Below are 13,343 nucleotides of genomic sequence, written 5' to 3'. Positions count from 1 at the left end.
AGCATCGGGGCTGGGGCGCGGGGAGTCAAGGCGCACGCAAGTTTTCGGCTCCCGTAATGCCGCCGTAATACGGCAGGTAGAACTTGAGGGGTGCAGCGGAGGCCACAGCCCGATAACCTCTCCCGCCGCCGCGCCCAGGAGACTTGCCCATGACCACCCTCCCCACTTCACCCACGCCCGCCACCCTCAGAGAACCCGCCATCTCCCGCCTGCTGTTCGGCGATCCGCGTCTGGCCCCACTGTGGCTGATCCTGCGCGTCTACGTGGGCTACGAGTGGCTCAGCGCAGGCTGGGAAAAGATCACCAACCCCGCTGGAGTCTGGGTGGGCGAGAAAGCCGGAGCTGCCGTCAGCGGCTTTCTGACTGGCGCGCTGGCCAAGACGGGCGGTGACCACCCGGATGTGCAGGGCTGGTACGCCTGGTTCCTGCAACATGTGGCGCTGCCCAATGCCGCCGCCTTCTCTTATCTGGTGGCCTACGGCGAGGTTTTCGTTGGTGTGGCCCTGATCGTGGGGCTGTTCACGGGCATCGCGGCGTTCTTTGGCGGGGTGATGAATGCCAGTTACCTGCTGGCTGGCACGGTCAGCACCAATCCATTGTTGTTCATCCTGGCGACGTGGCTGGTGCTGGGCTGGCGCGTGGCTGGCTGGTGGGGCCTGGACCGCTGGGTCCTCGCCCGCTTCGGCGTCAGCGAGCATCTTGCTGCCGCCCCTGCTGAACTGGCGTCCCACCGAAGGCCCGGTGATGCCGTTCGCTAGACCCTGATTTGAGGCAGCGCCCGGACGGATGACGTTCGGGCGCTGCCATACTTCTGTTCATGCAACTCCTGAGCGTCTGCGTCGGCATCCCGCGTGCCATTCGCAGCAAATCCGGCTGGACAGGCATCCACAAGCAGCCCGTGGAGGGTGCCGTGTTGATCGGGCGACTGGGCCTGAGCGGCGATCACATCCTGGACACCGAAAACCATGGTGGACCTGATCAGGCCGTGTACATCTACACCCAACCGGATTATGAATTCTGGTCAGCGGAACTGGGAAGGGAGCTGGAGCCGGGAACGTTTGGGGAAAATCTGCTGTTTTCGGACCTGGAATCGGCGTCCGTGCGGCTGGGGCAGCAGTTTGCGGTGGGCGGCGCGCTGCTGGAAATCACTTTCGCCCGCATCCCCTGCGTAACCCTGGCCGAGCGTATGGGCGATCCTGGCTTCGTGCGGCGTTTCCGCGAAGCGCGCAGACCCGGCATGTACGCCCGCGTCATTCAGCAAGGCGAGGTGGGGGCAGGCGATAAGGTGACCTTCGCCAATGCTGTTGCAAACGCTGCCCCCACGGTTCTTGACAACTTTGAAGTCTTCTTCGCCAGCCAGTCTTCGGGCTTCTAGCCCCGGCTGACCCCTGCCACCACCACGGTCACCAGAAGCGCGGCCAGTCCCATGCCAATCGAGCTAGCTGCCCCGGTCAATTCGCCTTCCTCGCGGGCGCGGGCGGTGCCGACGCCGTGCGACACTGCGCCAATTGCCAGTCCACGCGCCAGCGGATGCCTCACGCCGATCAGGGTCAGGAATCCGGGCAGGATCAGCGCCCCCACCAGTCCCGAGAGCACCGCCAGCGTGGCGGCCAGCGCGGGCGGCGCACCCGTGAACTGCGCCAGTTGCAGGGCCACGGGGCTGGTGGCGGGGGCGGTCAGCAGCGAGCGCTGCGCCTCGCCGCTCAGCCCCAGCAGGCGCGAGAACAGCACGTCGGCCCCCACGCCCACCAGCGTGCCGCTCAGGCCGCCGATGATCAGCGAGCGCCATTGCCGCGCCAGCAGCGCCCGCAAACGGTACATCGGTACCGCCAGCGCCACGATGGCCGGGGCCAGCAGCGCGGTCAGCGGCTGGACTTCCTTCAGATAACTGGCGTGTGAGACGCCGCCCACCAGCAACACTCCGGCGACGATCAGCGTGGCGATCAATGTGGGGTTGGCCAGCGGCGAGCGTACGCGCGTCTGCAAGACCACGCCCAGCGCGAAGGCGATCAGGGTCAGGGCGATCCAGGCCACTCTAAACCTCTGCCTCTGTGCCGGTTTCTGAGCGCGCCAGCCGCGAGGCCAGCACCCCGGCCACGCCGCCGCCCAGCAGCAGGCCCGCCGTCATCACCAGCAGCCACAGCCCCCAGTCGGCCCCGGCGGACAGGTACCCGATAAACCCCACCGTGGCCGGGACGAATAGCAGGCCCAGGATGCCCAGCAGCCCGTCGGCGGCGTCCGCGATCCAGTGCAGACGAACGATTTTCAGGCCCAGCGCCGCCCACAGCAGCGCCAGTCCCACCACCGAACCCGGCAGTGGCAGGCCCGTGACCGTCACCAGGGCCTGTCCGGCGGCGGAGAATGCCACCAGAATGCCCAGCCCCAGCACGAAACGCACCGGGGCATTCAGGCGGGCCGTGGTGGACGGTTCAGATGCGGTCATCTGTGGTGGCCGTCAGCCGGGCCAGCATGCCGCGCACCACGGCCTTGGCATGGCGGGCCACCTGCGGCATGAACTCGCGGTAATCCACCCCGGCGCTGCCGTCTGCCGTGTCGCTGACGCTGCGAATAATCACGAACGGCACCCCCGCCTTGGCGCAGACCTGGGCCACCGCCGCCCCCTCCATCTCGGCGCAGGCGGCATTAAATGTGGTTTGAAGCCGCTGCACGCCTTCGGGGGAGGCGATGAACTGATCACCGCTGGCAACGCGGCCCTCGATCACGCGCACGCCAGAGACCTCGCCAGCCGCCGCCACTGCCGCCGCGCGCAACGTCTTGTCGGCGGCCCAGGTGGGCGATTCTCCCGGCACAGTTCCCAATTCGTAGCCCAGCGCGGTCACGTCCACATCGTGCTGCACGCAGTCAGTGCTGATCACGATGTCGCCCACGCGCAGGTCCGGGTGAACTCCACCCGCCACCCCTGTAAAGATGATCCTCGTGGCCCCCGCTGCCAGCAGGTGCGCGGTAGTCAGCGCTGCGTTCACCTTGCCGATGCCGCCGCGCGTAAGCAGCACGGTCACGCCGTCCAACTGGCCCCGGTACAGTGTTGCGCCGGGATACGGGAGGTCCTGCCTCCCCTGGAGATCGCCCAGCAACAACTCGATTTCTTCGTCCATCGCGCCGATAATTGCCAACATTGTTGTGGAGTGTAAAGCATTGGTGGGCGCTGGTTTGAGAAGGAGGACTGGACCGCCCGTCAGATCACAGGATCGTATCTGCGGCTGAACAATCTTCTCGTTTGATGTCACTACCAGAGTACGTACACTTGGGCAATCTCGTGGAATAGTCTCGGCGCATGACCTGGAATCCTGACCAGTATCACCGCTTCAAAGACGCCCGCAGCGCCCCCGCCCGTGATCTTCAGGCCATGATTCCAGAGCGGGAATACGCCGATATTGTTGATCTGGGCTGCGGCACAGGCGAACAGGCCGCGCAACTGGCGGCACGTTTCCCGGCGGCATGTGTCCTGGGACTGGACAGCAGCCCGGAAATGCTGGCGCGGGCAGGTGAACACAGCATCCAGAATCTCCGATTTGAACAGGGCAGCATTCTGGATCTGTGCGGCGACTTTGATCTGATCTATTCCAACGCGGCGCTGCAATGGCTGCCCGATCATCCGGCGCTGCTGGCCCAGCTCTGGAGCCATCTGCGGCCCGGCAGCGTGCTGGCGGTGCAGGTTCCGGCCAATCACGATCATGTCTCCCACCGCCTGCTGTCCGAGACGGCAGATGAATTCCGCGCTGAACTGGGCGGCTATACGCGCTTTGGCCCGGCCCACGGCTCCTCCCCGGTGCTGACGCCCGCTGAATACGCCGAAACGCTGGACGCGCTGGGAGCCAGTGAAATCACGGCCATCAGCAAGGTCTATCCTGTGGTTCTGGAAGGTGCGGCAGGTCTGCTGGACTGGACGCGCGGCACAGCGCTGGTGCCTTATCTCTCGCGCCTGGGCGAGGAAGATGGAAAGCGTTTCGAGACGGTGTATCTCCAGAAATTGACAGAGGCCTTTCCAGGTGCGCGCGTGTTCTATGCCTTCACACGGATTTTGTTCGTGGCGCAGAAGCCTGCCTGACTCAGCTCACTGGTTCTACCATCGGCGGAGGGCGTGGGGTGGTCAGGTTGATGCCTGCGCTGGCCAGGATCACGCAGGCAATCGCCAGCCATTGCAGGCCCAGCAGCGCCTCACCCAGAAACAGCAGACCGCACACCGCACCCATCGCGGGTTCGATGCTCATCATCACGCCAAAGATGCGCGGCGGCACCAGTCGCAGGGCACGCATTTCCAGGCTGTAGGGCAGGGCGCTGGACAGCGCAGCCACGCCCAGACCGGTCAGCAGGACTCCCGGAGCCAGCAGCGCCGTCCCTGCCTGAGCCACCCCGAACGGCACGCAGACGACGGCGGCCACCAGCATGCCCACCGCCACTCCAGTGGTCCCGGACAGCCGCCTCCCCACCGCCCCGCCCAGCAGGATATAAGCCGCCCAGAATGCCCCCGCCACCAGCGCTAGCGTCACGCCAATGGGGTCCAGCGCGGCCCCGGTGCCGTGGGGCGAGATCAGCGCGATGCCCAGCCCGGCTAGCGCCACCCACAGAAAATCTAGTGCCCGCCGCGACAGCGCCGCCGCCAGCAGCAGCGGCCCCAGGAACTCCAGCGTCACGGCAATGGCCAGCGGCAGCCGCTCCAGCGACAGGTAATACGTTAGGTTCATCAGGCCCAGCACCGCGCCGTAGGGAATCACCGCCCGCCAGTCGTCACGGGTCAGCAGGCGCAGATTGGGCCGGAAGATCAGCATCAGGATCGCGGCGGCCAGCCCCACGCGCAGGCCCGTGGTTCCCAGCGGGCCGATTAGCGGAAACAGCGACTTGGCGTAGGCCGCCCCGGCCTGAATGCTCAGCATGGACAGCAGCAGCGCCGGAATGGGCGGAAGGGGAAACGAGCGCATCGGGGGCATTATGGGGCCGCACTGGGCTGGATGAACGGCAACGATCTGACCTGACTGATACGGGTTCCGTCTGTTTCGTGAACAAACTGGGAAAGCTCTGGTTCGTTCACTCCACGCCCGGAACCCGTCATTCTCCTTCTCGCTTTCATCATGAACAGACGCCCAGGAGGACGCTATTCCTCCCGCTCGGATTTCATCGTTTTTGCAAACGATTCAATCGAAGTCTGTATGAACAGGGTAAAAAAAGCCCGCCGAAGCGGGAGCAGATGTCTGTGGAGCGGCCTCCCGATGGGCAAAAGACATGGGCCGTGCAGATTGCGGGCCATGTCTTTTATCTTCAAGAGGTCAGCCTCAGCGTGCCGTGGCCCACTTGATCAGTCCGGCTTCCAGCTCGTTGCTCAGGCCATCCATTTCGGGAATCATTCGCACGCCCACCGAATACAGCCCGCTTTCTGCCAGCGGCACGTCGGCGCTAAAGGTGCCGTCGCCCCGGTTTTCCAGCTCGAAGCGCGTCAGGTGTCCGGCGCGGCTCAGGACGGCTTCCACGCGCAGTTCATCCAGCGAGATGCCTGCCGGGTTGACGCTGGCGCTGATTGGCGCGGTCTGGCCGGGGTGACAGGTGGCGGGCAACTCGGCGTGGGCGGACAGACTGGTGTACGGCCACTGCTGGCGCACCCAGGTTTTCCACCCGGCAATCGCGTGGGCCTGCGCGCTGCCGTTGGCCGCCACTTCCTGCCCACGCGTGCCCAGCGGCAGGTAGAACTTCTGCACGTAATCAATGACCTGACGCTGCATGGAAAAGCGCGGGCTGACGGTTTCGATGGAGCGGCGCACCGAGTAGGCCCACGAGTCCTCACCCTTGGCCTCGCCGTAGTAGCGCGGCACGATGTCGTCTTCGAGGGTCTGGTACAGGCTGTAGGCGTCGGCGTCATCCTGAACGTTCAGGTCCGCGTATTCGCGTTCCTCGCCAATCGGCCAGCCGTTGGTGCCATCGTAGCCCTCGCGCCACCAGCCGTCCAGCACGCTGAAATTGGGGCTGCCGTTGAAGCTGGCCTTCATGCCGCTGGTCCCCGAAGCCTCCAGCGGGCGGCGCGGGTTGTTGAGCCAGATGTCCACACCCTGCACCAGATGGCGGGCCACGTTCATATCGTAGTTTTCCAGAATGACGATCTTGCCCCGGAACTCTGGCTCCTGCGACATCTTGTAGATTTCCTGAATAAACGCCTTGCCTGGGTTGTCGGCGGGGTGCGCCTTGCCCGCGAAGACGAACTGCACCGGGCGCTCCGGGTTGTTGACGATGCGGGCCAGCCGTTCGCGGTCTCGGAACAGCAACGTGGCGCGCTTGTAGGTGGCAAAGCGTCGCGCAAAGCCGATGGTCAGGGCGTTCTCATCCATCAGCGAATCGGTGGCGGCCACGTCGGCGGCCCCGGCCCCGTTGCGGAGCATCTGCTCACGCATGCGGACGCGGATAAACGCGATCATCTCGCGCTTGGTTTCCAGTTGCACGTTGCTCAGTTGCGCGTCGCTGAGTTGGTCTACCGCTTTCCACATCTGCTCGTCTTCCAGCCGCTCGGTCCAGTCTTTCGGCAGCACCGTGGACAGCAGATCCCGCATGGCCTGAGAGGTAAAGGTCAGGTTGTGTGCGCCGTTGGTGACGTGTCCAATCGGCACTTCCTCCGCTTCCGCGCCGGGGTACAGGAACTTCCACATGTCGCGGCTGACCTCGCCGTGCAGCTCCGAGACGCCGTTGGCCGCGCGGCTCATCCGCAGGGCAAACACCGTCATGGAGAAGGCTGGCACCGTCTGACCGTCCCAGTTCTGATCGTGGCGGGCCAGCTCGTACAGTTCCTCGCGCGTGGTAGACAGCAGCGCGGGCCAGTCGGCCAGATAGCGGTCCATCAGGTCATAGGCGAAGGCGTCGTTCCCGGCGGCCACCGGGGTATGCGTGGTGAAAAGGGTAGAACTGGCAACCGTTTCCAGCGCAGTGCGGAAGTCCAAGCCCTTTTCCACGTCCTCGCGGATGCGCTCTAGGCCCAGCAGGGCGGCGTGGCCCTCGTTCATGTGGTAGACGGCGGCGGGGACTTCCAATGCACGCAGCGCACGGATGCCCGCCACGCCCAGCAACACGTACTGCTGCACGCGCAGTTCCTGGTTGCCGCCGTACAGACGGGCCGTGAGCTTGCGGTCTTCCTCGGAGTTTTCCGGCACGTTGGTGTCCAGCAGCAGCACCCGGATGCGCCCGATGATCAGGTTCCACACGCGCACCTGAATCTCGCGGTTGCCGATGCGGACTGAGACCCGCGCCTCCTGACCGTCCGGCGTGCGAGCTGGGGTGATGGGCAAGGTGGTCAGGTCCATCTCGTCGTAGGCCTCGTTCTGCCAGCCGTCCTTGTCGAACAATTGCCGGAAGTAACCCTGGTGAAATAGCATGCCCACAGCGGTAAATGGCAGCCCCAGATCCGAGGCACTTTTGCAGTGGTCCCCGGCCAGCACCCCCAGGCCGCCGCTGTAGATCGGCAGCGACTCGTGGAAGCCGTACTCCATGCTGAAATAGGCCACCGGCTTCATCTCCGGGGCGTTTTTGCTGGCCCAGGTCTTCTTCAGGTTCATGTAGGCGTCGAAATCGGCCATCACAGCCTTGTAACGGGTCTGATAACCCTTGTCGGTAGCCACCTCGTCCAGCCGTGCTTGTGGCACTTCCAGCAGCGTCCGCACCGGGTTCTGCCCGAAGTTTTCCCACACCTGCGGATCAAGTTCGCTGTACAGCGCCTGCGCGTGCGGGGTCCAGGACCAGTACAGGTTGTAGGCCAGCTCCGAGAGCCGCGCGATGGAGGGCGGCAACTGGGGCAGCACCGTGACTTTGCCAATGACGTTCATATGGCTCAGAGCTTACCCCACAGACCCATCTGGAGACCGCGCTGTGGACGCTGAAAATAAGGGTTGTCCAGACAGATGCCGGGAGGCTGTTGGCAGTGTTCCCGTCTTATTTTCCCCAGATGCGGATGCCCACCGTGAAGCGGGCGAACATCAATCTGGGGGTGGTTGATCTCACAGAAGCGGGGCAGCGCCGCCCCCTATTCCGACTCTGCGCCCCGACACTGCACCTCTTATGGCGCTAACCTCTGGCCGTGACTGGACCGAACGCGGAGCTGGACCCCGAAACCCAGGCTCTGATGGACGAGGGAGACCGCCTGGCCCGCCATCTGGCGCAGACGCTGGACGCTGGGCTGCACGATCAGCCGCGCCTGATTTTCCTGGGCCGTAGTCTCGCGCTGAATCTGGTGCGCGCCTTCCTGCCCACCGTTGAACATGTGAGTGTGCGGGCCGGAGTGCCTCTGCACGCGGTCTTGGGTCTGGATGAACGTGGGCGGGCGGTGGTCCAGACAGTCACAGCGGACGGTGAACTGAACGCCGCTTTAACCGTGGACGATCTGCTGCGCGATCTGCTGTTTCTGCGTGGCGTGCTGAATCCAGTCGTGAGAACGCAGTTGCAAGACGCAGTCCACGGCGATGAACACCACGCCACCCGCGCTCTGGTGGCCTGCCTGAAAAGCCGCCCGGTGCTGGACGCGATGGGGCGGCAGATTCAGGTGTGGCTGGGCAAAGGGAATCGCCTCCGCTGATTCGCCCATTACGTCCAGAGTAGAATTGCCCCCATGACCTCTCCCGCCACCGACCAACCGGCCCCAGACCGGCCCACACCAGACACGCTGGTGCTGATCGACGGCCACGCGCTGGCATTCCGCTCGTATTTCGCGCTGCCGCCGCTGAGCAACAGCAAGGGCGAGGCCACCAACGCCATCGTCGGTTTTCTGCGCCTGACCCTGCGCCTCGCCCGTCAGCGCAGCAACCAGATCATCGTGCTGTTCGATCCGCCCGTGAAGACCTTCCGGCACGAGCAGTTTGACGGCTACAAGTCGGGCCGCGCCGAGATGCCCAGTGATCTGCCCGGCCAGATCAACCGCATCCGCGAAATTGTCGATGCCATCGGCTTTCCGCGCCTGGAGGAACCCGGTTACGAGGCCGACGACGTGATTGCCTCGCTGACCCGCAAGGCCGAGGGCAACGGCATGCAGGTGCGGATCGTGACCAGTGACCGCGACGCCTATCAACTGCTGGATGACCATGTGCGCGTCATCACCAACGATTTCCGTCTGATCGGCCCCGCCGAGGTGCTGGAAAAATACGGCGTGACCGTGCGCCAGTGGGTGGATTACCGCGCCATGACCGGGGACGCCAGCGACAACATCCCCGGCGCGAAGGGGATTGGCCCCAAGACCGCCTCCAAGCTGCTCCAGGATTACGGCACGCTGGAAAAGATTTTCGAGGCCGCCCACGCCGGAACGCTGGAGCCGAAGGGCACGCGCGAGAAGCTGCTGGCCTCCGAGGAAAACGTGCAGTTCAGCCACCAGATGTCGTGCATGGTCACGGACCTGCCGCTGGACGTGGAATTCGGGACGGGCCGTCTGCCGGGCAATCCTGCACGCCTTGCAGAATTGATCGAGGAATTGGGTCTGCACGCCATCGGGCGCGATATTGCCGGGCTGGATGGTGCAGAGGAAGTGGTTCCCGATGTGGATGAGGCAGCCGAACCCATCGCCGACTTCGAGCCGCCCAGAGTGGAAGCGTGGCGCACCCCGAAAGAAGGCGCGATCTGGGGCTACGTTCTGTCGCGCGAGGATGACCTGACCGCCGCGCTGACCGGAGCCGCCACCTTCGAGCCGACGAGAGATGGAGCTGGCATTACCCGTGCAACCCCAGTCAACGAGCCGGAGGAGTGGAAGAAGGCGGAGGCTGGTACGCCCGCGCCGAGGCTCTTTGATTCCAATGAGCCGCTGACCAAGAAGGAGCAGAAGGCTGCCGAGAAAGCGACCAAGGATGCCGAGAAAGCCCTTGCCAAACTGCACGAACAGTTTCCTGCCACCGTAGATGACACCGAATTCGTAGGCCAGCGGCAGGTGAACGCGGCGGGAGCCAAAGCCCTGGCCGCCCACCTGAGCGTGCGCGGAACCGTGGTGGAGCCGGGGGACGATCCGCTGCTGATGGCCTACCTGCTGGACCCCGCCAACATGAATATGGCGCTGGTGGCAAAACGGTATCTGAATATGGCGTGGCCCGACGACGCAGCAGGGCGCGCGGCCATCACCGCTCGCCTGCTGACCGACTTGCCCCCCCAACTGGACGAGGCTCGCACCAAACTTTACGAGGAGATGGAGAAGCCCTTGGCCGCCGTCCTGACCCGCATGGAAGTGCGCGGCGTGCGTCTGGATTCCGAATATCTGCGTGGACTGGCGGCCTCCACTGCCGCCCGCCTGGGAACGCTGGAGGCCGAGATTTTTACGCATGCTGGGCGTGAATTCTCCATCCGCAGCCCACAGCAGCTTGAAACCGTACTATACGACGAACTGGGCCTCGCCAGCGGCAAGAAGACCAAGCTGACCGGCAAACGCAGCACCGCCATCAGCGCCCTGGAACCCCTGCGCGACGAGCATCCGGTGATTCCCTTGCTGCTGGAATACCGCGAGTTGGATAAGTTGCGTGGCACGTATCTGGAACCGCTGCCCAACCTTGTCAACCCGCGCACGAACCGCCTGCACACCACCTTCGCGCAGACGGCGGTGGCCACTGGACGCCTGAGCAGTCTGAACCCCAACCTCCAGAACATCCCGATCCGCTCGGAAGTGGGCCGCGAGATTCGCAAGGGCTTTATTGCCGACGAGGGTTTTTGCCTGATCGCCGCCGATTATTCGCAGATTGAGCTGCGGCTGCTGGCCCACATCTCCGGCGATCCCCTGATGCAGCAGGCGTTTCAGGAAGGGGCGGACATTCACCGCCGCACCGCCGCGCAGGTGCTGGGGCTGGACGAGGGCGGCATCACCCCGGATCAGCGCCGTGCGGCCAAGACTGTCAATTTCGGCGTGCTGTACGGTATGAGTGCCCACCGCCTCAGCAACGATCTGCGTATTCCTTACGCGGAGGCGGCCTCGTTCATCGAGATCTACTTCAGCACCTATCCCGGCATCCGCAAATACATTGACGAGACGCTGGAATTTGGCCGCACGCGTGGCTACGTGGAAACCATGTATGGCCGTCGCCGCTACGTTCCCGAACTGACCGCCACCAACCGCAACGTGCGTGAGGCGGGCGAGCGGCTGGCCTACAACATGCCCATTCAGGGCACGGCGTCGGACATCATCAAGCTGGCGATGGTCAAGCTGGACAAGGAGCTAGATGCGCTGGGCGCACGGCTGCTGCTTCAGGTTCACGATGAACTGCTGATCGAGGCCCCCGAAGACCGTTCTGATGAGGTGGCAGCCATTACCCGTCAGATCATGGAGGGCGCGGCCAGCCTGAGCGTGCCGCTGGCCGTGGAGGCCGGGGTGGGGCCAAACTGGTACGACACCAAATGAGGATTGAGTCGCCCATAAGGTGAACCTTTCACCCTGTCTTCGCGTACCTCTGGCATGAGGAACAGGCCGTGCTGCAATCGCTGATCGACTGGGTCTCCATGACCACCGTGACCCTCAGCGAGCAGTACGGCGTCAATCCGGCCATCTTCGGGGTGCTGTACTTCGGGACCATGCCACTGTTCGCATTGTCGATGGCGTGGTGGATTCGCAGTTTCCGGCGGGGGGAATCCACCACGCTTCCGGCTGCCGTGACGGGAGTGCTGTTCATTGCCGCCTACCTGTACGTGCTGGTGGCCGGGCGCAATCTGCCAGTCTGGGTTTACCTTTTCATGGCCGCCATGCTCACCCTTGGTGGGATTTCCACCTGGAAGCAACTGAAGAAGGGCCGGGCGTCCGCACAAAGCTGACCCGGCCCTTCCTGATCTGACTTCAGCCGCCGAAGAAGGTCTGGATCAGCAAGAACGCGTTCAGGCCGATGATCAGCGCCGTGATGCCCCAGCCCAGCCACTTCCAGAAGGGAGTGATGACAAATTCGCCCATCTTGGTCTTGTCGCCGCTGAACATCATCAGTGGCACGACGGCAAAGGACAGTTGCAGCGACAGCACCACCTGCGACAGGATCAGCAGTTGCCCGGTGCCCTTCTCGCCGTAGATCAGCACAACGATCACGGTGGGGATGATGGCGATCAGGCGCGTGACTAGCCGCCGCACCCAGGGCTTGAGCTTGATGTTGACAAATCCTTCCATCACGATCTGCCCGGTCAATGTGCCAGTCAGGGTGCTGTTCTGGCCGGACGCCAGCAGCGCCACGGCAAACAGCACGCTGGCGGCAGTGGCTCCCAGCAGCGGCGAGAGCAGTTTGTAGGCGTCCTGAATCTCGGCGATGTCGGTGCGCCCGGCCACGTTGAAGGCGGCGGCGGCCAGGATCAGGATCGAGGCGTTGATGAAAAAGGCGAAGGTCAGCGCCAGCGTGGAATCGATGGTGGAGAACTTGATGGCCTCACGTTTGCCTTCCGGCGTGCGGGCGTAACCGCGCGTGTTGACGATGGCCGAGTGCAGATACAGGTTGTGCGGCATGACCGTTGCCCCCAGGATGCCGATGCCGATGTACAGCACGGCGGGGTCAAGCAGTTTCTTGCTGGGGACCAGACCGCCCAGCATCGGGGCCAGTTCTGGCCTGGAGAAGATCATCTCGAACAGGAAGGCCACGGCGATGGTGGCGATCAGGGTGATGACCAGCGCCTCCACGTAGCGGAAGCCCTTGTTTTGCAGCAGCAGGATCAGTAGCACGTCCACCACCGTCAGGCACACGCCGATGATCAGCGGCAACCCGAACAGCAGGTTCAGGGCGATGGCGGTCCCGATCACCTCGGCCAGATCGGTGGCGATAATGGCGATCTCCGCCGAAATCCACAGGGCCATGGCGGCGGGTTTGCTGAAGTGATCGCGGCACGCCTGCGCTAAATCGCGCCCGGTGGCGATGCCCAGCCGGGCAGACAGGGCTTGCAGGTAAATCGCCATCAGGCTGGAGATCAGGACCATGCTCAGCAGCGTGTAGCCGTAGGCGCTGCCCCCCGCGATGGACGTGGCCCAGTTGCCGGGGTCCATGTAGCCCACGGCAACCAGCGCTCCCGGTCCCAGGAACGACAGAAAGCGCCGCCACGGGGGCTTGCTGTAATCCACCTGAATGCGCGTGACGTCGCTCAGCGACTCGTCCAGGCTTTCCTTGCGCCAGCCGTCTTTTGCCGTCATGGACGCAAGCCGAGCAACAGCATCACCACGGAGGCGCAGGAGGTGGAGGCGGTGTTGCGGCGAGTGGGCGGCGATGCGGAGACATGAAAAAGCATGGCGTACTTTAGGCTTACCTAAAGAAAATTGCAAGCGCTTCCGATACTCGATTTTGTATCTTTTGAATTGATATTTCTCTATCAAATTCCAGGTTGAGAAGCGGGGCTTATTTCGCTCCGCAGCATCGGCGGCGTCCTGACCATCT

At 64.0% G+C, this 13,343-nt stretch carries 13 protein-coding genes; 6 read left to right on the top strand and 7 right to left on the bottom strand.

What is annotated here, in order from left to right; genetic code table 11:
- Nucleotides 1–25 precede the first annotated feature (25 nt).
- Nucleotides 26–151, bottom strand: a complete 126-nt coding sequence (locus DAAJ005_RS19300) for a hypothetical protein (RefSeq protein WP_255447961.1) — start codon at nucleotides 149–151, stop codon at nucleotides 26–28.
- Between DAAJ005_RS19300 and DAAJ005_RS10240 the strand changes: the two genes are divergently transcribed.
- Complete coding sequence (locus DAAJ005_RS10240) at nucleotides 150–758, top strand: DoxX family protein (RefSeq protein ID WP_151847030.1); 609 nt, start codon at nucleotides 150–152, stop codon at nucleotides 756–758. The genes DAAJ005_RS19300 and DAAJ005_RS10240 overlap by 2 nt on opposite strands.
- Nucleotides 759–817: 59 nt before the next feature.
- A complete protein-coding gene (locus DAAJ005_RS10235) occupies nucleotides 818–1,375 on the top strand; it encodes an MOSC domain-containing protein (RefSeq protein WP_151847029.1) in 558 nt (185 codons plus the stop codon).
- On the opposite strand, the gene DAAJ005_RS10230 is transcribed toward DAAJ005_RS10235, so the two are convergent.
- Genes DAAJ005_RS10230 through DAAJ005_RS10220 form a run of 3 tightly spaced genes read right to left on the bottom strand, consistent with a single transcriptional unit; the run spans nucleotide 1,372 to nucleotide 3,137 of the window.
- A complete protein-coding gene (locus DAAJ005_RS10230) occupies nucleotides 1,372–2,034 on the bottom strand; it encodes an LrgB family protein (protein ID WP_151847028.1) in 663 nt (220 codons plus the stop codon). The two genes, DAAJ005_RS10235 and DAAJ005_RS10230, sit on opposite strands and share 4 nt — an antisense overlap.
- A 1-nt stretch (nucleotide 2,035) precedes the next feature.
- Nucleotides 2,036–2,443 carry a CidA/LrgA family protein gene (locus DAAJ005_RS10225; protein ID WP_151847027.1) on the bottom strand — a complete coding sequence of 136 codons (408 nt, stop codon included), beginning with the start codon at nucleotides 2,441–2,443 and terminating at the stop codon, nucleotides 2,036–2,038.
- On the bottom strand, nucleotides 2,430–3,137 hold the full coding sequence (locus DAAJ005_RS10220) for a 5'-methylthioadenosine/adenosylhomocysteine nucleosidase (RefSeq protein ID WP_151847026.1): 708 nt from the start codon (nucleotides 3,135–3,137) through the stop codon (nucleotides 2,430–2,432). Before DAAJ005_RS10220 ends, DAAJ005_RS10225 begins: the two co-directional genes overlap by 14 nt.
- A gap of 158 nt (nucleotides 3,138–3,295) precedes the next feature.
- Here DAAJ005_RS10220 and DAAJ005_RS10215 point away from each other — a divergent pair, with 158 nt between their 5' ends.
- Nucleotides 3,296–4,069 (top strand): methyltransferase domain-containing protein, encoded by a 774-nt coding sequence (locus DAAJ005_RS10215; protein WP_151847025.1) that lies wholly within the window; start codon nucleotides 3,296–3,298, stop codon nucleotides 4,067–4,069.
- A 1-nt stretch (nucleotide 4,070) separates the two neighbouring features.
- On the opposite strand, the gene DAAJ005_RS10210 is transcribed toward DAAJ005_RS10215, so the two are convergent.
- Complete coding sequence (locus DAAJ005_RS10210; protein ID WP_192930727.1) at nucleotides 4,071–4,949, bottom strand: DMT family transporter; 879 nt, start codon at nucleotides 4,947–4,949, stop codon at nucleotides 4,071–4,073.
- A gap of 342 nt (nucleotides 4,950–5,291) precedes the next feature.
- Nucleotides 5,292–7,817 (bottom strand): alpha-glucan family phosphorylase, encoded by a 2,526-nt coding sequence (gene glgP, locus DAAJ005_RS10205; protein ID WP_151847024.1) that lies wholly within the window; start codon nucleotides 7,815–7,817, stop codon nucleotides 5,292–5,294.
- 251 nt (nucleotides 7,818–8,068) lie between these two features.
- On the opposite strand from glgP, the gene DAAJ005_RS10200 reads away from it, so the two are divergent.
- From DAAJ005_RS10200 to DAAJ005_RS10190, 3 genes are all read left to right on the top strand, one after another.
- Complete coding sequence (locus DAAJ005_RS10200; protein ID WP_226342375.1) at nucleotides 8,069–8,563, top strand: hypothetical protein; 495 nt, start codon at nucleotides 8,069–8,071, stop codon at nucleotides 8,561–8,563.
- 33 nt (nucleotides 8,564–8,596) lie between these two features.
- The gene (gene polA / locus DAAJ005_RS10195) at nucleotides 8,597–11,350 is read left to right on the top strand and encodes a DNA polymerase I (protein WP_151847023.1); all 2,754 of its coding nucleotides are present in this window, start codon (nucleotides 8,597–8,599) and stop codon (nucleotides 11,348–11,350) included.
- A 68-nt stretch (nucleotides 11,351–11,418) separates the two neighbouring features.
- On the top strand, nucleotides 11,419–11,757 hold the full coding sequence (locus tag DAAJ005_RS10190; RefSeq protein ID WP_151847022.1) for a hypothetical protein: 339 nt from the start codon (nucleotides 11,419–11,421) through the stop codon (nucleotides 11,755–11,757).
- Nucleotides 11,758–11,779: 22 nt separating this feature from the next.
- Here DAAJ005_RS10190 and DAAJ005_RS10185 read toward each other — a convergent pair whose 3' ends face one another.
- Entirely contained in the window at nucleotides 11,780–13,102 is a 1,323-nt protein-coding gene (locus DAAJ005_RS10185; protein WP_192930726.1) for an Nramp family divalent metal transporter, read from the bottom strand.
- Nucleotides 13,103–13,343: the final 241 nt, after the last annotated feature.

Origin of the sequence: Deinococcus sp. AJ005 (assembly GCF_009017495.1) — a bacterium.
Lineage (GTDB): Bacteria > Deinococcota > Deinococci > Deinococcales > Deinococcaceae > Deinococcus.
The sequence above is the reverse complement of the archived record's forward strand: the minus strand, read 5'-3'. Positions and strand labels throughout refer to the sequence as shown.